Origin of the sequence: Hungatella sp. SB206 (genome assembly GCF_051132295.1) — a bacterium.
GTDB lineage: Bacteria > Bacillota > Clostridia > Lachnospirales > Lachnospiraceae > Hungatella > Hungatella effluvii.
In genome coordinates this window covers 2,307,444-2,329,887 of sequence record NZ_CP096603.1, presented here as the reverse complement: position 1 = coordinate 2,329,887, position 22,444 = coordinate 2,307,444, and the positions used below count along the sequence as shown (strand labels likewise).

The following is a 22,444-nucleotide window of genomic DNA, read 5'->3' as shown; positions in this document are numbered from 1 at the left end:
CTTCCTGTATGGCTTTACTCTGCAAGTATCTTTGGTATTTCCTCATTCAGCTGGGCAATTCCGTCGTTGACAGACACTGCCCCTGTCATGATACCGTCATGTACCTCATTTAAAGCAGTATCAATCTGAACGGTCTTTTCATGTACTGGCATCTCTAAGTAAGTGTTTACCGTATGAAGCGCTTCCCAGCTCTGCTCATCCTGCGGAAAGCCATCCATCGCCGCAAGTTTATCAATGACCGCTTCGGTTTTAACGGCCGGGATAGAACCGCTGTCCGCCACAATCTCCGCGCCTTCCGGTCCCGCCATAAATTTGATGAATTCCCATGCCTCTTCCTTATGATCGGACATGGCCGGAACCGCTATTCCTGTGATCGTTGCAATAGTAGATCCCGCTTCCACACCCTCGGAATGAGGCATTTTCGCGATTCTCCAGTTTGGGATCTCCGTAAACTCCCCGCTTTTGATTTTATTGATAAATCCGGAAATCTGCCACGTTCCCATGATATACATAGCCACATTGCCCTGGGCAAATGCAGACGAATGATGAAGTCCCGTCGTCTTGAGTTCCGCATAGTTATGGCATACTCCATCCTCCTGCTGTTTTAACACCATCTCATAATACGGTTTCAGGAAATCGTACGTTCCATCCACCATTGTCTGTTTTCCGTCCGTCAGTCCAAGGCATTCCACACAGGATCTCCATGTATGGTAATGAGTGCCGTAAACCTCTTTTCCTGGCGTGGTATCCGTCACTTTTCTGGCAAGAGCATCATATTCCGCCCAGGTCATATCGTTGGACGGACACTCCGCTCCGGCTTTCTCAAACAGGTCCGGATTATAGTAAAGCACCCAGAAATCACTTCGAAACGGCAGTTCATACAACTTTCCATCGAGTGTCACCTGATCGGTCAGTCCGCCATATCCGGATAAATCAAAGCCATCCCGCTCAATATATCCGGTAAGGGGCTCCAGCACGCCTTTTTTCACCAGTGTGGAATAGCCCGGAACATCCTGGATACACACCATATCGAATTCCGTGTCTTTTCCGGTCAGTTCAATGCTTAAGCTGGTCATGTAATCCGTTCCGCCTGCGCTTCCCAGATCTACCAGTTCAATTTCTATGTTCGGATGGGCGGCCTCATATGCCTCTGCCATCGTCTTATAATAGAAGACGGAGTTTAAATCCCATAAGGCCCATTTTAGAACCGTTTTCCCTTCTCCCTCTGCCTGACCGGATGTATCAGCAGCTGTATCCTCCGCCTGTTTTAAGGATCCTCCCTGATCGCTTTTACCACAGCCTCCAAGTGCCGATGCCGCGAGAATTCCGGCCAATACCAGACTCAATACTCTTTTCTTATACATGATCTCTTCCCCTCCGTATCTTTTTTTCATACCAGCCATTCGCTGTACCTGTATTATATAGCCTTGCCCCCTCCTGTTTGAATGGAAAAACATTCAAAATGTTTCACTTTTTTACTTTCTTGTACTTTCAATCCGGAAAAGATATACTTTTTTCTCAAATAAAGTAATTTTTTTGGATTGTATTCAAATCAGCCTCAAAATGATGTAGAATCAACTTATTATAATAGGAGGAAGGAACCATGCGAAAAAACAGCCTGCTGAAATCTATCCGCGGCAAAATCACATTCTTCACGGCAGCTCTCACCATCACGCTGACCGTACTGGCCGTCACCATCTGCTTTTATGCGTTTCATTCCTATCAGAAAAAGATGATGATCCGTTCCTCGGAATTCAATCTTCAATCCATTGCAGACAACACCTCGGCGGACTTAAACAACATCCTGTCATTCGTAAAATGGTGCTGCTCCAGCAGCGATGTCGCCAAATACATGGATACCATCCACGGCCAGGGAACACTGGGTCAGATATCATCAAAAAATCCCCGGGTGGCGCAGATGGCATTTGATACGTATGACCGGATCTGGGAAGAATATACCCTGCATAATCAATCCAACTACATCCGAAGACTTATCCTGTCCTCGGATAATCCTCTGGCCTATATGCAGATGTTCTACTCTTCTGTTCCCGACCGTGCAGATGCCGCTTCCCTGATTGCCTCTCAGGACTTCTTCATTCCGCTTTACGAAGCATCGTCATTTCAATGGGACGGAATGGTACAGAACCCCTTCAACAGGATCAGTGACGAATTCATCATACCAGTGGTTCGCCCCATTTACAGCGGCGAAAGCAGCCAGACTACCGGCTGGCTCTACGTAGAGATCTCTCCAGAGCTGATCACAAGCCGTCTAAAAGCCTATCCGCTGGAATCGGACAGCCTTCTCTACCTTACCATCGGCGAGAAGAATTACCTCTGTGATAAAGGTACACTGACGGAATCTCCCTTTGAATATCAGCAGGTGTCCGATTTAAAGGGCAGTACCATAAGCACCAGTTCCAAAGCCATGGAAGCCATACTGCCCGGGCTCGGAAAACGCACGATTCTCACCTGTTCTCTGGGAATTCCCGACTTTCAGCTTACAGAAGTCCTGTCTGTCAGGCGGGACCGGGCCCAGCAGACGCTCTATACCTGTATAATCGCTGGAATTCTGTTTGCCGCGCTTTCCTTCGGTGTCGTTCTCATGTACTTTTTAAACCGGACCATCGTAAAGCCGGTTCACCAGCTCCGCCAGAACATGGATTCCATCTCCCGCGGAATTTTTGATAAAAATCCCGATATAGAATGGGAAAACGAGCTGGGAGAAATCGGGAAAGGGATCAACGACTTGTCAGAGAATGTAGTGAACTTAATGAACACCAGGATCAAGCAGGAGCGGCAGAAAAAGGATCTGGAATATCAGATTCTGCAGAGCCAGATCAATCCGCATTTTCTCTATAACACCTTAAACTCCGTCAAATGGATGGCAACCATTCAGGGAGCCACGGGAATTGCAGACATGATGACCGTACTGGCCAGACTGCTGAAGAATGTGTCCAAACGAAGCGAATCCATGATTACGCTTAAGGAAGAACTGGAGCTGGCAGGCGATTACTTTCAGATTCAGCAGTACCGGTACGGCAGCAGCATCTCTATCCGGTACGAGATCGCTTCTGAAGATTTATTCGGCTGCATGGTACACCGTTTTTCTCTTCAGCCACTCATCGAGAACGCCCTCTTCCACGGTCTTGAGCCCAAACGGGCTCCCGGCACTATTACGGTATTCGCATCCTCCGAGGGCTCCGGTGAAACGAAAGTTCTCGTTTTATCCGTCACTGATGACGGCATCGGAATGTCACAGGAGACAATTGAAAAAGTAATGTCCGGTGAGTCTCTGGAAGGCTCAGATTTCTTTAAGCACATCGGAATCAGCAATGTAAATAATCGGATCAAATATGACTTCGGCGCCAGCTACGGAATCACAATCACCAGCGAGCCCGGCGTCTATACCACCATGACGATTCGGATACCCTATATCCATAAGAAGGAAGGAGTGGAAAAACAGGCATGATAAAACTATTAATTGCAGATGATGAGCCGCTCGTTCAGATCGGTATCAAATCCATGCTTGACTGGGAACGACTTGGCATCGAGATCTGCGGCATCGCGGCAAACGGGGAACATGCCCTGGAGCAGATCGAGGAGACTTCCCCCCAGGTTGTCATCACAGATATCCGGATGCCGGTCATGAACGGGCTGGAGCTCATCAAGTTGTGTTCAGAAAAATATGGCCGACTCCCACTTTTTATTGTTCTGACCAGCTATGAGGAATTCGGTCTCGTAAAGGAAGCGATTCATTATGAAGTGATTGAATACCTGGTAAAGCTGGAATTAAGTGCAGACAGCCTGAAAGCCGCCGTGGACAAGGCCGTCAAGCGCCTGGAGGATATCCGCAAAGCGGAAGACCCGCAGGCAGTACTCTTAAACCAGAGTATGTCGGAAAAATTTTTCATGCGGCTTTTATACAATTTATTTGACAGCCGGGAACAGTTCGAACTCCAGGCACGGGATTTGAAATTTCCATTTCAGGATTTTTCCTACCAGGCCGCCTGCTGTGAAATCTGTGAGTCTGACCGCTTCCCATTGACCCGTGAACAGCTGGCCCAGCTCTATTCCGGCTGTCTCCAGATGATCCGTGACGTCCTGACCCGATACTCCAGATGCCATCTCGTGTCTCTGGATCAGAAGCATTTTGCAGTCATCTTCTGCCTGCTTTCGGGCAAAGAGTCGGGCGATCTGACGGCCAGAGCTTTAGGAGATGCCAGTTCCATCGTCCATACTTATTTTAACGCGAACTTAAGAATCGGAGCGGGGACCGCCGTGAACACTCCCTTTGCCGTCAGTGAGTCATATCAGGAAGCGCGCGAAGCCGCTCGAAAAGCTTCCGACAACCAACCGGTCATCAGCTTCTCGTCCTCTTCCGCCAATTCGCTCCAGAGTTCCTTTAATCTGTCCATCTTTAAACGTGATATGATCCGTTCCTTTGAAGAATTTGACACTGATGTTCTCTCCAGGACGCTAAGTTCCATCATCGAACTGTTTGCCTCCCATCCCAACCGCTATCTGCAGGCCATTGACGGCGCCTGCAACATTATGTACCTGGCCATGTCTCTCCTGCCGGAGGGCGAGGTGAATCTCTCAGAGATCTTTGAAGGCTGGAACGGCTCCTACCGTTCCATTTACCGCTGCAGCAGCGTAGAACAGATCACGGTATGGATGGAGACTCTGCGGGATGGGCTCTGTGAAATATTGAAAACGCGCAAGAAGACGTATAAAGATCATATTGTCACCAATGTCAAGCACTACATCAACGACCACATCGAGGAGCGCCTGACCCTGAATGAGGTATCTGACGTGTTCGGAATCAGCCACAATTACTTAAGCGTTCTGTTCAAGAAAAACTGCGGCATTGGTTTTTCTGAATACATCACTCAGATGAAGGTGACCAGAAGCAAAGCCATGCTTCTGGAAGAGAATTTAAAGATCTATGAGGTGGCCGACCGTCTTGGCTTTGAGAGCTCCTGCTACTTCAGCAAGGTCTTTAAAAAGGTAGAAGGCGTGTCTCCACGGGAATTTCTTCAGGAAAAGACGCTGGCCCCGGAACCGGAGCTGTGAAACAGTGAATGCAGTACCAGGCCCGGTATGAATGAACCATCACTGAGTTCATTCATACCGGGCTTTTCTTTTAATCGTCCGTTCAGAGTCCGTCGGTCAATCAAACACCGTCTTCCAATTCTTATCCGCATACGCGTCAAAGCACATCTCAATCTGCTCCTTCGTATTCTTATCCTCGGCCAGCACCGGCAGCTCATCCGGGGAAAACCATCCGCTCCCTACCGTCTCGATGTTTTCCGAAAACTCACCATCCACGATCTCGCATAAGAAGAACACCTTGCAGATACCGTACGGATATGCCGGCGGGTTGTGGAGTCCCTTATCGTGAAGCGCCACCACGCGCACCGGAACTACCGTGAGTCCGGCCTCCTCCAGCGTCTCCTTGACGGCGTTCTCTCCCACCGTCTTATTCACATCCACCCAGCCTCCCGGCATGGAATAGCGTCCGTCCATCTCCTTCACCAGAAGGATCTTCCCATCCTCGATGATGGCGGCTCTCGTATCCAGCTTCGGAGTCTGAAATCCCGTCTCATTGCAGAATAAATCCGTCACCCGCTCCTTCGACAGGCCGGTGTAGGCGCTCATAATCTCTCCCGACAGCTCCCGGATCCGCTCAAACCGCTCCAAGTCAAACCGGTCCTTTGAATAAGTGACGCCCGCCTGAGCGATAAACTGAAGCTCCATGGCCCAGGAAATCCATTTTCTCCCTTCAACCTCTGCGTCCAGCCGCTCCAGAACCGACTGCACGGAGGCCGGATCAGGGAAATAATAATCCGCGTGGATATGCCTCACGCTGACGGCTCCCCACAGAGCCAGACCACAGGCGGTCTTCGCCGCCCTGGCGCATTCCATGTCGTAGATGCTGTCCCCAATGTAAAGCACCTCCTCCGGTCTCGCTCCGGCCTTTCTCATATAACACTCCAGGGGCTCCGCCTCCGGTTTGTGGCACACCGTGTCCTCCTCGCAGACGACCGTATCAAAGTATCCGTCGAGCCCCAGGCGCATAAAATCCCGTTCATACTCCGCCCTGCATCTGCTGGTCACAACGCCCAGTTGAACCCCCTCTGCCCGCAGCCGTTTTAAAAGCAGTTCGATTCCATCAAACACACGGACGAAATCTCTCAGAGCCGCCAGATTTTCCTTCCATTGAAGGAGTATCTCCTCCTCATGACCGGTTTCCAGCCGTTTGAGAGCCGCGGTACCCGTGATTCCAAGACAGAATGAGAGTTCCGAAAGCTCTTTTTCAATCCCTGCATATTCTCTCAGTGTCTTCTGAAATGACTGGAGGATTGCTTTCTCCGTATCCAGAAGCGTACCGTCGACGTCGAATACAATATGGTGATATCTCATTTTCTTATCCTCCTGTGTATAATACTATTTAACCATATTCTGTTCCCCGGGGCAAGAAGAAGTTACGGTACACAGGGGCCGGCGGAGGCTGTGTACCGTGACAGAAGAGACGAAAAATAATAAGGAAAAAAGTATAATTGCATTGTAATATCACACAATTTCCTGTATGATAACAGGATAATGAGCATTTCCAAAGATAAGGGGGAACTACTATGTTAGAGACATTGAAAAAGCGTGTAACAAAAAATCTGATGTGGCGTATCGTCATCTCAGTCATCATTGTCGGTGCCGTCTTCTTTTACAGCGGCAAATCGATTTTGATGTTTGTCAAAGGGCCGGAGCCGATTACGGCAGGCATGGACTATGACGCCGCCAAGGGCACTTATGTGAGCTTCGATGCGCAGTATATTGTTGACGAATATGTACGTCAGACCGAACGCAACACAGACACCAAGAAAGAAACCCTGAAAAATATCAGCTACTTCGTTTATTTTGAGGAGGATGGATACTTTTTCGGAATTGAGCTTCCTTCTTCCAAAGAGGACGAGATGAACCAGTATATCGATGACACGATCAGCTGGCTGAACGGCGAGGTCGATGAGCTCACCAATACCAAATCCGTCAAAGGAACCTGGACAGAGCTCACCGGCAAGCGTCTCCAGTATTATCAGGAACAGATTACCGATGATCTGGGCGAGGAATTCCTTGAAATAGCGCTTCCCTATTATATCGACACAAATAAGGTCGGAGACCGCTCCTTTGTCTCCATCTATATCTGCCTCGCAATCCTGGCTGTAACGATCCTTTGCCTCATCTACACGCTTATCCGGTATTTTACCGGCAGCACTCAGAAAAATATTAAGAAGTATATCGAGGCCAATCCATCCGTATCTATGGAGCACATAGAAGCAGATTTCGCATCAGCCTCCGCCATCTCCAGCAGCATTTGGGTCGGCAGGCGCTGGACCTACCACGTTTCCGGCATCTCCTCCCAGCTTCTGGAGAACAAGGATCTGGTCTGGGGCTATTACTACCACCGCACGGGACGCAACTCCGAAAGCTCCCTGCGCCTGTACGATATCAACAGACGCTTACATACCCTGGCTGCGTCGGAAAAAGAGGCCATGGCCGCATTAAATGTTTATGAACAGCAGCAGCCTCACATGATTCTCGGCTACAAAAAAGAACTTGAAAAGACATTCCAGAAGGATTTCCAGGGCTTCTTGAACCTGCGTTATAACCGTCCTGCGGAAGATTTCCAGACTGCGCCGGATGAACCGTGGAACTATACGAATCCAGAAGAATAATAACAAACCAATGATGACTCGTACGCGCTGCGCACGGGTCATCGTGACAAGAACAGGAGACTGCCATGCATTACGACTGCCTGATTGTAGACGACGAGACAGCAATCGCCAGTTCTACCTCGGAATACTTTAACTTATTTGAGCTGTCATCAGCCTATGTAACCAGCTACGAACAGTGCATTGACTTTTTAAAAGAGAATACGGTCTCCCTTCTTCTGCTGGATATCAATCTGGGAGACCGGTCCGGCTTCGGACTCTGCAAGAAGCTGCGGGAACAGACGGATGTTCCGATTCTGTTTATCAGCGCCCGCACCAGCGACGACGATATTCTGACTGCGTTAAACATCGGCGGTGATGATTACATCACCAAGCCATACACCTTAAGCGTTCTGCTGGCCAAGGTAAAGGCCGTCTTAAAACGGTGTGCACGGACCGTGGAAACCGGTCCCCTGCGGATCGCCGATGTCGAGATCGACCTCTCCGCCCACAAGGTAACCGTAGGCGGAAAACCGGTCAAACTGAAAGAAATGGAATTCCGGCTGCTTGTTTATCTGGCGCAGAATCTTGGACGCGTCGTCACGAAGGAAGAGCTTCTGGAGAACGTCTGGCCGGACCCCTATGTGGGCGAGGGCACCTTATCGGTCCACATCCGCCATCTGCGGGAGAAGATTGAGAAAGACCCCAATCACCCGCTGCTCATCTTAACGGTATGGGGTACGGGATACCGCATGGAGAATGGAGAATGCGATGATTAAGAAAAAATGGACATTACTGTTTCTGGTTTCCTGGCTCCTTTTGGGCGCCGTCTTTCTGTTCCGGCTTTTTTCCTCTCTGGAGATGCCGGCAATCGATATGGTTTCCATCAACCGCATCGAAAAAGAGACGGCCGCCCAGTGGGAACAGGGAACCTTTTTTAAACCGGATTCCTTTCCCTACGATTACACGGTCGCAGACCTCTCGGGAGACATTCTGCTAAAGACCTCTGCCGCCGCCCCTGAAACCATGACCGAGGCGATCCGCAGACACGATACCGTGCTGGATCTCACCATCGGCCAGGCCGTGAAGGGCCATGTGTTCATTGCCACCGGATACGATGCTGCTCTTCTGAAAGCAAAAAAAGAACTGGCCTTTTTCGCCGTTCTTCTTCTGCTGCTGCCGCTGATTCCTATTTTGATCTGTACTGCTTATTTGAACCATGCCGTTTTAAAGCCGTTTCGGCGTATGAAAGATTTCACCCGACACATCGCCATGGGCGATCTGGATTTCCCCCTTCCCATGGACAGAAAGCACGTGTTCGGCGCATTTACCGAAAGCTTTGACATCATGCGGGATCAGTTAAGGGAGGCGAGATTTAAGGAAGCGGAGGCAAACCGGAGCAAGAAAGAGCTGGTTGCTTCGCTGAGCCACGATATCAAGACTCCGGTCGCGTCCATCAAGCTGACCAGCGAGCTTCTGCTGGTCACGGAAAAAGAGGCGCCGGTCAGAGAACGCCTTCAGACCATTTACCAGAAATCCGACCAGATCGACCATCTGATCACCAACATGCTTCAGGCCTCTTTAGACGAGCTGGGGGAACTGACCGTAAACCTGTCGGAGGCGAGCAGCCGTTTAGTCGAAACCATGATCCGGGATGCCGATTACTGCGGCAGAATATCGCCATTTACGCTTCCCGGCTGCATTCTCCTCATCGATCCGTTCCGCTTGGAACAGGTCATCGGCAACATCTTAAATAACGCCTACAAATACGCGGGAAGCGATATAAACGTGGTGTCTGACTTAACAGAAGACGGCCTGCGCGTCGAGTTTATGGATTACGGAAAGGGAGTCCCCGATGAGGAACTCCCCAGCCTTTTTACCAAATTCTTCCGCGGCTCCAACTCGGACAAAAAGGCCGATGGCTCCGGACTCGGACTCTATATCTCCAAAAATCTGATGGAGCGTATGGGCGGCATCATCGAATGCAGGAACCGCAGTGACGGTTTTTCAGTCATTCTCTATCTTCCGCTTCGCCATCCCGGTACCTGACAGTGCGTCAGGACCGGGCCGGCCTCCGTGTTCCGGGAACGCTGTGCAGGGAACTTTGAGACACGCTCTAATCCGCATAACGGATCGTAAACGCGGCTCCCGCTTCGCCCACCAGTACCACTCGGCCGTCCTCCGGGAGATAGAACGGATGGTCCTCACTCAATGTCCACGAACTCGATACACATTTCATGTCGCGGCCGGTATGGTCATACACGTACCATGCGCCGTTCTCCGGTTTTTCGATGATAACCGGACGTTTCTGATTCCTGTCTCCGGTAATGAACCAGACCGCCTCCCCGTCTGCTCCGATGGTCCGCTCACTGTCTGCGTCAGGAAACGCTTCTGCGTCCGCTGCTGCAATATAGCGGTAGCTTCCCGATTCCAGATACTGTTTTCCATTCTCCTCCGTCCGCGTATAATCATTTAAATCGCGGCCCGCCTGCCCCGGAACCTCTGTAAAAAATCTCGCATGCGCCTCATCCGTGACCTCTGCCATACGCAGCTCCAGATTCTCAAAGGAAAGAATTCCCCTCGGTTCGTCAAGCAGCAGAGGCTTCACCATGAACCGTTTCAGCCACGCACTGGAAGTATACTTTTCGCTTAAGAGATAATACTCCTGGCCATCCAGCGCCTTCCAGGCTGATACCGCAGTCTCCGCCGGCGCATTGCCGGTATACCGAGTGCCGACAGGAAGATACGTGGCCACACGGCCAAGGCCAGGGTAGACCTCCATGCTTTCCGCCATCAAATACTCTCTTCCCTTTTTTCCTTCCTGGAAACTCAGTCTGGTTCGCCCGATCCGTCCGCCGCTTCCCTTCGACAGTTCTCCCGAGGCACTGATATAGCTGCCGTCCATAGAGTAGAATCCACCGTCTTCTCCAAGTCGATAGACCTGCTCTCTCCGCCTTCCGCTTCCTTCGGAGGCAACTGTCATCTCCCCTTCGCCGGAGACAGAGAGCTTTAACAGATCGCTGCCGGCGTACCAGCCGGAGCGCTCTGCCATTTCCACAGGCAGCATGGCGTCCGCCTTCTCTCCACGGCTTACACTCTCTTCATCTCCCCGCTCAATTCTTTTGACCTCGTCCAGATACGTCATCACAATCTCCTGAACAGCCAGCTGGTTCAGCGTGCTGGAACCGCCGCTGGTAAGCACGGCACAGGAAATATTCTCTTCCGGAAGCACCGTTAAGCTGCCGTGATAGAAGTTCGTATCGCCGCCCTTAACGAGGGCTTTTATCCCATAGCGGCTGAATGGATACGTTTCCACGCTGTCCCATCCAAGCCCATAGGATAAGGTCGTATCATAGCCGTTCGGGTTGATCTCCTCGTTGTAACGGCTGGTTTCCATGGCAAGCAGCGCTCCGTCGGACAGCAGTCCGGCATTACCTGCTCTGTTTTTCATAAATATTTCCGAGAAGCGGCATAAGTCCATGGCCGTCGCGTAAATACCGCCGCTGCCGATCACGTTGGCATGTTCCGGAGGAAGTTCCTCCCCGGTGCCCTCATCGTATATCTTCGCCAGGCGGCCCGACAGATTGCCGCTCTGAGGCGTCTTGAACTGTGTCAGGCCAAGATTTTCCGAAAATTCCCGGTCGATGTACTCCGTAAAGCTAAGTCCGGTCACCCGCTCCACCAATATTTCCGCCAGTGTAAAGCCATCGTTGCAGTACACCTGGATATCTCCCGGATCGGATTTCAGGCGCTGTTTCTTAAGCCGCGCCAGCAGCATATCATGATTTTCCGTATCGTTGTCTCCCAACAGCATGGCATTATTTAACGTGCTGCCAGGAAGCCCGGAACTGTGATCCAGGAGCATTTCCGGCGTTATCCTGCGATACCGCTCATCCGCCATCTCAAACTCCGGAATGTATGTGATGAGCGGTTTCTTAAGATCAAGCTTCCCCTCATCGGCCAGCCTCATGACCGCAGCCGCGGTCACCACTTTGCTGGTGGAGCCGATCCCGTACATGAGGGGCTCAGCCGCAGCCTGGACTCCCACGCCCTCCGTCCCCGCCGGTACCGTCTCTTTCGCCAGGCAGGCCTCCCGGCCAAAACCGTTCATTCCGGAAAATATTGCCGCAGCCGCCAGAACGGCGGTTACATGGTACCATCTCTTCTTCATCCTCATCATTCCTCCGTCAACAATCCATATACCGTGATGCCTCTGATTTTTCCCGCCAGCACCATAGAAACCGCAAATGCGAATACCACCAGAGCGAAAGCCATAAGAAGAATCAGCCACGGCTCCACTACAAAATTCATCTCCGAAATTCCCAGCTGTTCAAACAAGAGACTGGCCATGCGGTTCACCGACAGGCAGGCCGCAAGGGAACCGGCAAGCGTTCCTCCCACCGATGCAGGCAGAAAACTTATGGCGATCTGTTCCATCAGCTGTCTGTCCGTATAGCCCAGAGCCTTGTAGATGCCGAATTCTCCTCTCCGCCTTGTGAGCATCGACTTGATCACCATATAAAGCACCAGCACCACCAGAAGCACGGTTCCCGTGATGATGAGGGCTGCCATCATGCGTGTGGAATCGGCAATGCTGTCCACATTGGACACAAAGAGCCGTCTGTTGTTTTCAATCCTGTCTATCTCATAATCGTTCGTATCACCGCTTAAGACGACTTCGCCGTCTACCATCAGGGCATACTGGGCGCTGTCCACGCCGTACATGGATATCAGGGCAGCGAGCTTCTCTTCCGCCTTTCTCTTCGCCGCGGCCAGAGCTTCCTGTTTTTTCGTGCCGGTATCCATACTTGTGCCGCTGTCCGTACCGGCATTTGTACCGGCATTTGTACCGGAATCTGTGCTGTTATCTGTATTGCTGTTCATATCCGCTCCCGTATTACCAGGTGACACAGATGGTGAAAGCACTCGGAAGCTCTGCTCCATGGCCCCGATAAACGTATCGATATCCAGCCCCGGCTCTAAGTACACCTGAATGGAATTCTTTTCGTAGTACGGCTCCACTCTTAAAAGTCCTGTCTCATGCATAAAGCAGATGCGGCCGAAGTTATTCATGGTCTGTGTCAGCCCGCAGATCACATATTCAGCGGAAGCTCCGTTTGAAGATACCGTAATGGTATCCCCAATCTTCTTTCCCCAGCTCCTGGCGAGAAGTCCCGTCACCACGATCTCATTATCGTATTCCGGGAAATTCCCTTCATAGACCTCCACCATTTCCAGTTTACCAAAGTCGTCCGACACGTAGCAGCTTAACAGCTCGCCCTCCACGCTCAGGGACTCCATCTCATAGAGGCTCACTTTTCTGACGCCCTCCATGGCGCCGATCTTTTCCGTCAGTTCCTCGTAATTTTCGTGAGGGGCCTTATAGACCATGATATCGCTGATCTCATATCCTGTCATCTTAAGCACCAGCTCGTCGTTAATCCCCATATTCCACCAGGTGATGATGGAAAACGCGCTGGCAAATGCAATGCCGGCGAAAATGATGCCAACCATAAAATACATTTTCCGGCTAAACGCCATGCTCTTTAATCCCAGCACCATGGAGAGAGAGCCCCGCGTCCGTTCCAGCGGAAAATGCTCCTTCTTGAAGCTGTGGGATTTGATGCCGCCCCGCAGCGCCTCCACCGGAACAATTCTGGCTGCTGCCGCGGCGGAACGCCATGCGACCAACACCACTACAGCCATGATAAAGGCCGCGCTCAGGATATCGAAGCCGATATGTCCACCGCTCCTCCAGGTAACGCCCACCGAGCTTGTAATCAGCCCGCCCAGGGCTGCGATGATCCCATAGGAAAGGGCGATTCCCAACACTGTTCCGATCATTCCGATGATGATAAACTCCAGGACCACCGACCACCGGATCTGCCTTCCCGTATACCCCACGGCTCCCAGCGCTCCAATACCTCGCATCTGAGAATCAATATGATTGGAAATCCTGAATTTCATCACTATCACAGCGACAATCACCATCAAAAACGAGAATACAAACAGTACCACGGAAATAATGGTAACCACCATGGTGGTTCCGTTTCTCATGTCGTCGATGGTTATTTCCATAGCCTTCGCATCCATGGAAATCGCTTCAATATTTACATCCGTATTTTTCTTAAAATCCGCGATTAATCCTTTTAAATCAGCCTGATCCTTCACCCGCACCAGGAGCATATATCCGCCGCCCTGCTGTTCGTACAGTTTTTCATACGCCTTCTCCGGCATATAGAAATTCACCATGCTGCTGACCGAAGAGTGAAGCCAGGTGGACTGCGTGAAGCCCGCTATGCGGAAATGGTAATCTTTTTTATTATAATTCAGGATCAGCTCATCCCCCAGTCCATATCCCATGTCCTTCATAAACACCGGAATGCAGACTGCCTCATCCTCCTCCGGCACCTCGGTCTGCTCCGCCACGAAGTAGCCGCCGATCTTCCTGCTGCGGTCCATATTCAGGAAGTTGGCGGAGATAACGCCGCCTTCCGGGAAGGAGGCCATATCCATCATTACAAATTCGTCCGTCTCTGCGGTTTCCACCCTCGGATCCTGCAAGAAGAAGTCGAGATACTCTTCACGGTACTCATTTCCCGTAAACCGGACCATGTAATGCGCTCCGCCCAGCCTGTCATTTTCCGTGTCGTAAAAATGGTTAATTCCCGCCAGCAAAGTGAGTCCCACATTAAAAATAGCCACTGACAGCAGTATGAGAACACCCATGGAAACGGCCACGCCCTTTTTCTTTCTGATATTTGCCATGGCAATCATAAAAACCGGCATCTTACCACCCCATTTCCGTCAAAAACGCATTCAGCTTCTCATGACGCGCCATATCATTGCTGGTATACGTACCCATCCGGCACTCGCCGCAGATCATGCCGTCCTTCAAATAGACCACCCGGTCTGCCCGCCTCGCAGTCTTCACATCGTGAGTGACGACAACAATGCTCTGGCCCTTCTTGTTCACCTCGCTCAGGGTATTTAACACCTGCTCTCCAAACGCCGAATTTAAGGCTCCTGTGGGTTCATCTGCAAATATCACGGCCGGCTCATTGATCAGTGCCCTCACAATGCCTACCCGCTGAGCCTCGCCGCCGGAAAGCTGGGACGGAAACTTTCCCCAGTCCTCTTTCATAATTCCGACTTCGCCCAGCAGCTCCTTTGCCCTGGCTGCAACGGCCTTTTTATCCCTGGACACCAGAAGACCGCAGGCCAGCACATTGTCCAAAACGCTCATATTGTCCAAAAGATGAATCTGCTGAAATACAAACCCGCAGTTTTTCCTGCGGAACACAGCCATATCGCTGATTCCCAGATGGTTAATCTTCACATCTCCGTACATCACCTCTCCCAGCGTCGGCTTATCCATTCCCGACAGCGCATAAAGCAATGTGGACTTACCCGAGCCGGAAGCCCCCATAATCACGGTAAAGTCTCCTTTATAGATACTCAAATCCAGATTTTTAAGCACATGCTGCAGCCTCCCGCCGCTGGAAAAGCTCTTACACAATTTATCTGTCTGAATAACGATTTCTTTCATCGTCTTTCTCCCTTCTTAACCGGTCTCTTTCCTCCGATACCACCATTATAAATGGCCGATGAAAAAAAGTCCTTAGAAAACTGCTGTCAAATTCTTATCAGTTTCTTAACTGAATACCATTTCTGTGGTAAACTGGAGGAAGGCAGGAAAACCCTCCACTATAACACCAGGCTTTTTGGTTATGATATGATTATGATATTAAACCGGAGGCAATTGACATGATAAATACTTACTCAACTTCCGATGTGGCAAAGCTTATCGGAATCCATCCCAACACAGTGCGGCTTTACGAGGACTTGGGGCTGATTACGAGGCCGGAGCGAAAAACCAACGGTTACCGGGTATTCACGGATTACCACCTGATCCAGTTTCGGATCGCGCGTCTGGCCTTTCAGGTTGAAGTCCTTCAGAACGGCCTGCGGAAACAGGCTGCTGCAATCGTAAAGTCGTGTGCATCCGGTGACATTGATAAGGCGCTGCTCCTCTCTGATATCTATCTGACCCAGATCAACGAAGAAAAACAGAATGGGGAGACAGCCATACAGATTGCCGGACAAATCCTTTCCGGGCGTACGCGTATTTCCGACGACCTGCTTCTCACGAGAACACAGGCCGCCCTTTCCCTGCACATCACCGTGGACACGCTGCGCAACTGGGAGCGCAACGGACTGCTGGAGGAAGCGAAATCCCAGAATGGCCGCCGCGTTTACACTTCCCGCGATCTGGAACGGCTGATTATCATCAAATCCCTTCGCTGCGCCAACTACTCTCTTTCCGCCATCCTACGTATGCTGTCTGCGCTGTCCCTCAATCCGGAGGCCAGTATCCGTGATGCCATCGATACGCCGAGGCCGGATGACGACATTCTGACTGCCTGTGACCACCTTCTTACTTCTCTGGAGCAGGCAAGAGAAAACGCGGAACAGATCATTATACTTTTATCAGAACTGAAAAAATCAGAATCAGTCAATCCACACGCAGGAACATACAGGAGCACCGGCGATTTTCCGGCTCCATGTCAGCCGGACAAATAAAGCCACGGAATGACAGGATTTTATTCCGTTTATGCGTTACCATCATTATAGTCACTGCACGTAAGCGTCCAAAAGACAGACGTGAAGTGCTCATAACCAGGAGGCAGGAACAATGGAATGGACAGAAAGTTTAAAACGTTCAATTAATTTTATGGAAAACCATCTTTTGGAGGATATCAGCCCCGACGATGTGGCCGCAGAGGTACATATCTCGTCGTTTTATCTCCAGAAAGGCTTCAGCATCATGACCGGTTACTCCATCGGAGAATATATCCGATACCGCAGGCTGTATCTGGCCGCACTGGATGTCATTGCCGGAGGCACTAAGGTAATTGACCTGGCTTACCGGTACGGATACGACACACCTGAGAGCTTCACAAAGGCATTCAGCCGTTTTCACGGAGTTTCGCCAGCGCAGATGAAGAAAACTTCCAATAAAATCCACACATTTTTGCCTTTAAAAATAACCGTTTCAGTACAAGGAGGAAATGACATGGATTATGCAGTAGAAAAGATGAATGTATTTTCGGTAATCGGCTATGAATACGAGGTTCGTTTTGACGATTCCTATCAGACAATTCCGAAACTTTGGAATCAGTTCTGTGAGCACTTCGACCGCGGAGATAATCCTCCCGAAGTGCAGCAGGCAATTGACATCTGTAAAATCGGAGAATTCGGTATCTGCATAGACGATAATCCCGGCGGAGACACCTTTCACTATCTGATTGTTGGCCATTACAACGGAGGCCCTGTTCCCGAGGGCATGAAGGTATTCGAGATTCCCGCCGCGGAGTGGGCAAAATTCCACTGCACCGGACCGCTTCCCGGCTCCCTGCAGGCAGTCAACACAAAGATTTTCAAGGAATGGCTTCCCGGCAACCCGGACTATGAGTTTTCCATGAATATGAATATCGAATGGTATTCCATGAGCGACTGCAGTCAGCTGGATTATGAAAGTGAAATCTGGATTCCGGTGAAACGTAAATAAGTGCAGCAGAGAAAGGGACGGTCCTGTTAAGGTCCGTCCCTTTCTCTGTTCCATTCGACTCAGTCCGCTGATATCAGTCCCCATCATTCTTGTAAACTATAAGAATATTCTCGTTATTCCTGCGACCTTCATCCCTCAAAGCTCTCTAAGAATTCCCTTGATTCCACTGCATTTTCCGGTGTGCTGTCCTCGATCGTCATCTGAATATACGGTTTTTCCTTCCGCACAAAATCCATGATCGTATCGTATTTCATGATTCCGGTACCCGGAGCACCGGAAACGATTCTATCCTCTTTCACGACGAAATCTTTCATGTGCAGAACCGCGGTATACTCTCCCAAATCCCGAATCGCCTGAGTAAAGACAGACTCATAATCCCTGCTATTTTCCACTGAAAGAAGATTGACCGGATCCAGAATGATCTGGAGATTAGGAGAATTGATCTCCTTCAAAACCCGAAGTGCCTGTTTCGAATCGTAAACAATGTGACTCCAAACCGGTTCGATAGCAAGAATAACGCCAAACTTTTCCGCACACGCCACTATCGGGCGCACATTCGTTATAAATGTCTGAAGCGCCTCTTCCGTATGGCACGCCGGTTCAAAATGGTAATCCGCATTGGGAGCCCCTGTCTCTGTTCCCACCACACTGCATCCTAAAATAGAAGCAAACCGAATATGTGCAAAGTACCGTTCCTGTATCTTCCTTAATTCTTCCGGATCCGGGTGGGCGAGATTCAAATAGCAGCCCAGGACTGCAATGTCCACATCGTACTTTGCAAACATCTTTCTTAAATATGCAGCATACCCGGGTGTCAGCGCTGAATTGGCAACAGAGTGTTCCGTCACCGTCTTTGCAAGCGCCAGATGGCCACAGGTAAATCCCTGTTCATGTGCTCTCATAACTCTCTGTTCCAGTGTTCCTGGTTCAATATCGTGTAATCGAATTCCTATCTGCAACTTCGTTTCCTCCTTATATTCAAAATAATCAATATTGCTCATAATAAACGCATCGCCCCTCTGTCCGGTAATGGTTACATTTTTACAGATCAGCGTATCCACATTCATCACGGTAAATCCCTGTCTGGAGCAGGCCTCCACCCCTTCCATCATAGCTGGAACGCCTTCCCTGGCCTGTTCAGCAAAGGATATCTCCACATTTTCCAGCTCAATCTTACGGATCTTCTGCTCCGGCAGACCGCAGAGGAAAGAAGCCGCCACATGGCAGTCCCATGCTTTAATATCTTTAAAGGACAGGTTTTTAATCTCCGGTGTCCGCTCGTCTACCGGCAAAGCTTCCCTGCACTGCACGTAATCCGTCTTTCCATCCGGATCACAGAAATAGAAGCTGTTGACCACAAATGGAGTCATGACATTCTCCATGATTATATGTTGAAAGGAAATATCAGACAGCACCGAATCCCTTCCCCTTCCGCGCCTGGTTTTCACCCGGAGACCTCTGTCAGTGCACCGGAACAGACAGTCCTTCACCTGCACCGCCTTTACACCGGCTCCGACCTCGCTTCCCACCGTAACCGCACCATGGCCATTTTCCATCAGGCACTGGCGAATCTCAATATTCTCCGAAGGAGTCTTATAGCGGCGCCCCATATAAATTTTCCCTGACTTTATGGCAATGCAGTCATCACCGAGGGAAAAATGCAGCCCCGCAATCTCCACATCTCTGCACGATTCCGGATCCAATCCGTCTGTATTGGGCGAGTCCGCAGGATTCCTAATATCCAGATCCAAAAAACGCAGTCCCTGGCTGAAATACGGATGAAGTACCCAGGTGGGGCTGTTCTTCAGATGAAATCCCTGAAGCGTGATGCTCTTACACCTCTCCAGAAATACCATACGCGGCCGGAAAGCTCCCCGCATTGTTCCCACATCGTTCCACCAGTTCTCAAAGGAAGCCTGGCCGTCCACCAGTCCCTCTCCATAGATTACCACATCTTCCACTTCAATTCCATTGATAATTCCAGCAAACATGGGAAGAGGATTTCCCTCCCACGTCCCTAAGTTATAATCCTCTGTCTCATCGTAGCTTTCAATCATACCTGGAAATCTTGGATATCTGAAGCGGTCGGTATCCGCCGCCAAAACAGCTCCGGCTGCCAGCTCCAGCCTGATATGACTTTTTAAAAACAGACTGGTAATCCGGTATACTCCCTTTGGTATCAGCACGCGTCCATTCTTAGGACATGCCAGAATCGCCGCCTGTATAAATCCGGTATCATCCTGTATCCCGTCTCCCTTTGCTCCGACCTCTTTGACATTGAGAGTCACGAATTCATAATCCGTACGAAAAACGGTTCTCGCCTCTTCCCCATCCCGCTTTAAGCATACCTCATACTCCGTATCCGGCTTTAATCCAAACAGACTGAAAATCACCCGGTTTGTCCTCTTATAAAGGCTCCCGTTTATGTAAACCTCTCCCTCAGTATCAAATTCAAAAATCCGGCCCGCCTCTGTCTCCAATGTCGCTGACCGGGCGGTCATACAAATCACCTTTAGCTCCATGTTCTTCATCCTCGCATATCAACAGACCATTTTTCCCTGTCTTTTTCAAAGACCAGGTACTGTGCCTTCAGCATATTCCCAAGTCCATCTTCCTGTTCCTGCTGCTCTTCGAAGCGTCTCCAGATCCGGAGTCCAGACTCTCCATATTTTTCACGGTTTAATATCCCCATGTTGCACGCCTTTAAAACTGCGTAGCCAGCCCAGGCCCTTCCGTTATTCAGATGCGCTTCCGCACTTTGTACTTCCATGCTTTGTACTTCCACGTTTTGTACTTCCGTGTTTTGAACTACTGCCAACATTCCCTGGCGGATTACCTGCTTAAACAAATCACACAACGCCCTGTAGTATTCATAGATTTCCATCGACATCCGATCAATTGTATCAATCAGTGCGGCAGCCTCCTGACCTGACCACGCCTCTTTTCTCTCAAAATACGCCGCGATCTCTCCATAGTGGGCTTTTTTATTAAATAAAGTATCATACTCCGCATAAAAAGGCATGGCCGTCTCACTTATCACTTCTTCCCCACTCACCAGTCGGTTAAAAACAAGATCTGCCGCATTCCGGTATTCCTGCTTCCCAGTCTGCCTCAGAGCAAACAGATATGCTCCGGCTTCCCTCCCGGAGAGAAGGTTTCCGCCTGCCGGCAGACCGGTCCTGTTGATTCGTTCCAGAACACGATCCCCATATCCGGCTGCGCCCGTTGCCTGGTACATCTGCATCAAACCGGACAACTCATAGATATCTTCCATGATTTTACATCTCCTCATCGTTCATTCCCGCGGTGCATAACAGGGCTCAGCTCATATTCTACGCCCAATTATGTAATCGCTTACATCTCTGTTTCTTTATTTTAATCAGTAAAATAACTACATTTTTAGTTTATCATTATTACCAAATGCTGTCAATGTGTAAGCGCTTACTCACAGGATGAACTTGTAAACTTACAGAATTATGAAAAGCTGCTTTCGTCATTAACTTAAGCTGGGATTTCGGGGTTTTCGTTCCGCCTGGGAGCCGGGGCCGGAGCACTTCCCCCGGTTTCGGCGATTTTTGCAGGACGTCGGCAGCTCTTAGGCCGGAAGGGTGCAAAAACGAGGGGAAAAATCTGACCTCAAAGTCAGATTTTTAGAGGACCTGAATCGGGAAGTCCTTCAGGAGTTCCCGATGAATGTCATCGGTACCCTTGTTTTTGTATCCTTCCGGCCTTAGAGATGCCCCGGCCGAAACCATGAGCCGAAACCGGGGGAAGTGCTCCGGCCCCGGCTCCCAGGCGGAACGAAACCCCCGAAATCTCTCTCAGCCTCATGAAGAACCACACCTCTTAATAATTCTGTAAGTTTACAAGTTTATCCTGGCTTACGCACGAAAATAAATTACAAATACCTTTTGCTGCAAAGATACCCACTGCCGTGCCAGTCTCTTCTATAGTTCAAAAGCAGTCCACAGACAGTGCGTCGTCCCCCATCGCTCCACGCCTGATATTTACGATCTATATGGTCCTCAAACTGCGGATTTGAAAATTGAATCAAGATTCCCTGACAATGTCACATTCATTTTCCTTTTCCCATAGCCGGATCGTCTCGACAGCGGTCCTTGTATACCGGGAAACTTTTTCATATGGCTCTCCGTTTTTCCGCATTTCGATAGCAAGTTCTCTCAGCGTTTCACTTCTGCCTTTTTCAATTCCTCTTTCGATTCCTCTTTCGATTTCTCTTTCGATTCCATCATTTACAAGCATCTGCCCCAATAATGTCATGGAAAATTCCTCCTTTACTTCTTCTAAATCTTTCGAGTCCAAAAACTTCACAGCCAGTGCATAGAGAACTGCCTGCATCTTCACCCCTTCATCCGCCGTAATTTCTGCGGAGGTCTGAAGCAGACGATTTCCTTCTATAAATCGCTCTTTTTCCGGCATATTCCCGGACATCAGCGGCGCCAGCAGTACCGGAATCACATCCTTCCGATCAATGCTCTCTCCCGCCTGCTGCTTATGCTTCAACTGATCATACAACTGATCGGCGTCCCAGTCTTTTAACCGCACAGGAACAACCCGATATGTATAGCCGGTTACCGCCTCATATGCCCGAAAGCGGCGCAGGTCCTTTTCCGTGACCTTGTCACTTTCAAATTCCAGATGGATCCAGGAACGGTCGGAAACAATATAGGTAAAATCCTCGATCATTCCCTTAACTTCCAGATACACCAGTTCCGTGGGCGCAATCCCCTTAACCTCATAGTCGATCCCAAGATATGGAAGCAGCACCTCCCCAAAATACGTGACAGCGGACTTTAGAATCATGTCCTCCAGCGGAAGATTTTCCGGCGGAACAGGTGCATTGCCAACGCCTGATACGCCAGCCATTGAACCACCAGCGCCAGATACTCCAACCATTGAATCATTCTTCCTCTTTTCTTGCATATAGCCTCCAAACCAAGCTATATAAGAACCTATCTCCATTATAACAGCATTAAAACCGACAGACAATAACCCTGCTTTCCATATTATTTTCTATTGAAACTCTATAACACTCTATAACAAATCAGGAAACATCGTCAGAATCGACGCAGGAAAACCAGATGCCGGACGGCACTATGACCCGTGAATACGGAACAGAATTCTGGATATGGTGATAGCTTCTTAT

The 22,444-nt window shown here is 49.9% G+C and carries 14 protein-coding genes and 2 pseudogenes; 7 read left to right on the top strand and 9 right to left on the bottom strand.

Going from position 1 to position 22,444, the window contains the following annotated elements; all coding sequences use genetic code 11:
* Nucleotides 1-14 precede the first annotated feature (14 nt).
* A complete protein-coding gene (locus M1L66_RS10010; RefSeq protein WP_434692660.1) occupies nucleotides 15-1,364 on the bottom strand; it encodes an ABC transporter substrate-binding protein in 1,350 nt (449 codons plus the stop codon).
* 239 nt (nucleotides 1,365-1,603) lie between these two features.
* On the opposite strand from M1L66_RS10010, the gene M1L66_RS10005 reads away from it, so the two are divergent.
* Together M1L66_RS10005 and M1L66_RS10000 are read left to right on the top strand one after the other, a co-directional pair.
* Complete coding sequence (locus M1L66_RS10005) at nucleotides 1,604-3,469, top strand: sensor histidine kinase (protein WP_434692658.1); 1,866 nt, start codon at nucleotides 1,604-1,606, stop codon at nucleotides 3,467-3,469.
* Complete coding sequence (locus tag M1L66_RS10000) at nucleotides 3,466-5,073, top strand: helix-turn-helix domain-containing protein (RefSeq protein ID WP_187021723.1); 1,608 nt, start codon at nucleotides 3,466-3,468, stop codon at nucleotides 5,071-5,073. The genes M1L66_RS10005 and M1L66_RS10000 overlap by 4 nt, the downstream gene beginning before the upstream one ends.
* Nucleotides 5,074-5,169: 96 nt before the next feature.
* On the opposite strand, the gene M1L66_RS09995 is transcribed toward M1L66_RS10000, so the two are convergent.
* Complete coding sequence (locus M1L66_RS09995) at nucleotides 5,170-6,423, bottom strand: NUDIX hydrolase (RefSeq protein ID WP_187021725.1); 1,254 nt, start codon at nucleotides 6,421-6,423, stop codon at nucleotides 5,170-5,172.
* 212 nt (nucleotides 6,424-6,635) lie between these two features.
* Here M1L66_RS09995 and M1L66_RS09990 point away from each other — a divergent pair, with 212 nt between their 5' ends.
* The 3 genes from M1L66_RS09990 to M1L66_RS09980 all read left to right on the top strand — a co-directional run bounded on the left by M1L66_RS09990 (nucleotide 6,636) and on the right by M1L66_RS09980 (nucleotide 9,755).
* A complete protein-coding gene (locus M1L66_RS09990; protein ID WP_434692656.1) occupies nucleotides 6,636-7,730 on the top strand; it encodes a DUF6709 family protein in 1,095 nt (364 codons plus the stop codon).
* A gap of 65 nt (nucleotides 7,731-7,795) precedes the next feature.
* Nucleotides 7,796-8,485, top strand: coding sequence for a response regulator transcription factor (locus tag M1L66_RS09985; protein ID WP_434692654.1), 690 nt, complete (start codon nucleotides 7,796-7,798; stop codon nucleotides 8,483-8,485).
* On the top strand, nucleotides 8,478-9,755 hold the full coding sequence (locus M1L66_RS09980; protein WP_434692652.1) for a HAMP domain-containing sensor histidine kinase: 1,278 nt from the start codon (nucleotides 8,478-8,480) through the stop codon (nucleotides 9,753-9,755). Before M1L66_RS09985 ends, M1L66_RS09980 begins: the two co-directional genes overlap by 8 nt.
* A gap of 67 nt (nucleotides 9,756-9,822) precedes the next feature.
* On the opposite strand, the gene M1L66_RS09975 is transcribed toward M1L66_RS09980, so the two are convergent.
* Genes M1L66_RS09975 through M1L66_RS09965 form a run of 3 tightly spaced genes read right to left on the bottom strand, consistent with a single transcriptional unit; the run spans nucleotide 9,823 to nucleotide 15,255 of the window.
* Nucleotides 9,823-11,877 carry a serine hydrolase domain-containing protein gene (locus M1L66_RS09975; protein ID WP_434692650.1) on the bottom strand — a complete coding sequence of 685 codons (2,055 nt, stop codon included), beginning with the start codon at nucleotides 11,875-11,877 and terminating at the stop codon, nucleotides 9,823-9,825.
* Nucleotides 11,878-11,882: 5 nt separating this feature from the next.
* Nucleotides 11,883-14,495, bottom strand: coding sequence for an ABC transporter permease (locus M1L66_RS09970; protein WP_434692648.1), 2,613 nt, complete (start codon nucleotides 14,493-14,495; stop codon nucleotides 11,883-11,885).
* Nucleotide 14,496: 1 nt separating this feature from the next.
* Nucleotides 14,497-15,255: an ABC transporter ATP-binding protein gene (locus tag M1L66_RS09965; protein WP_434692646.1), complete on the bottom strand. Its 759-nt coding sequence runs from the start codon at nucleotides 15,253-15,255 to the stop codon at nucleotides 14,497-14,499.
* Between the two features lie 218 nt (nucleotides 15,256-15,473).
* On the opposite strand from M1L66_RS09965, the gene M1L66_RS09960 reads away from it, so the two are divergent.
* Both M1L66_RS09960 and M1L66_RS09955 read left to right on the top strand, forming a co-directional pair.
* Entirely contained in the window at nucleotides 15,474-16,289 is an 816-nt protein-coding gene (locus M1L66_RS09960; RefSeq protein WP_434692644.1) for a MerR family transcriptional regulator, read from the top strand.
* 112 nt (nucleotides 16,290-16,401) lie between these two features.
* A complete protein-coding gene (locus M1L66_RS09955) occupies nucleotides 16,402-17,277 on the top strand; it encodes an AraC family transcriptional regulator (RefSeq protein WP_187021736.1) in 876 nt (291 codons plus the stop codon).
* Between the two features lie 128 nt (nucleotides 17,278-17,405).
* Here the strand turns inward: M1L66_RS09955 and M1L66_RS09950 are convergent.
* The 4 genes and pseudogenes from M1L66_RS09950 to M1L66_RS09935 all read right to left on the bottom strand — a co-directional run.
* Nucleotides 17,406-18,062 (bottom strand): annotated as a pseudogene (locus tag M1L66_RS09950) (sugar phosphate isomerase/epimerase family protein); the annotation flags it as partial.
* 201 nt (nucleotides 18,063-18,263) lie between these two features.
* A pseudogene (locus M1L66_RS09945) lies at nucleotides 18,264-19,799 on the bottom strand (glycoside hydrolase family 28 protein); the annotation flags it as partial.
* Nucleotides 19,800-19,804: 5 nt separating this feature from the next.
* Nucleotides 19,805-20,551, bottom strand: coding sequence for a transcriptional regulator (locus M1L66_RS09940; RefSeq protein WP_434692640.1), 747 nt, complete (start codon nucleotides 20,549-20,551; stop codon nucleotides 19,805-19,807).
* A 776-nt stretch (nucleotides 20,552-21,327) separates the two neighbouring features.
* Complete coding sequence (locus M1L66_RS09935; RefSeq protein WP_434692637.1) at nucleotides 21,328-22,194, bottom strand: hypothetical protein; 867 nt, start codon at nucleotides 22,192-22,194, stop codon at nucleotides 21,328-21,330.
* Nucleotides 22,195-22,444 lie beyond the last annotated feature (250 nt).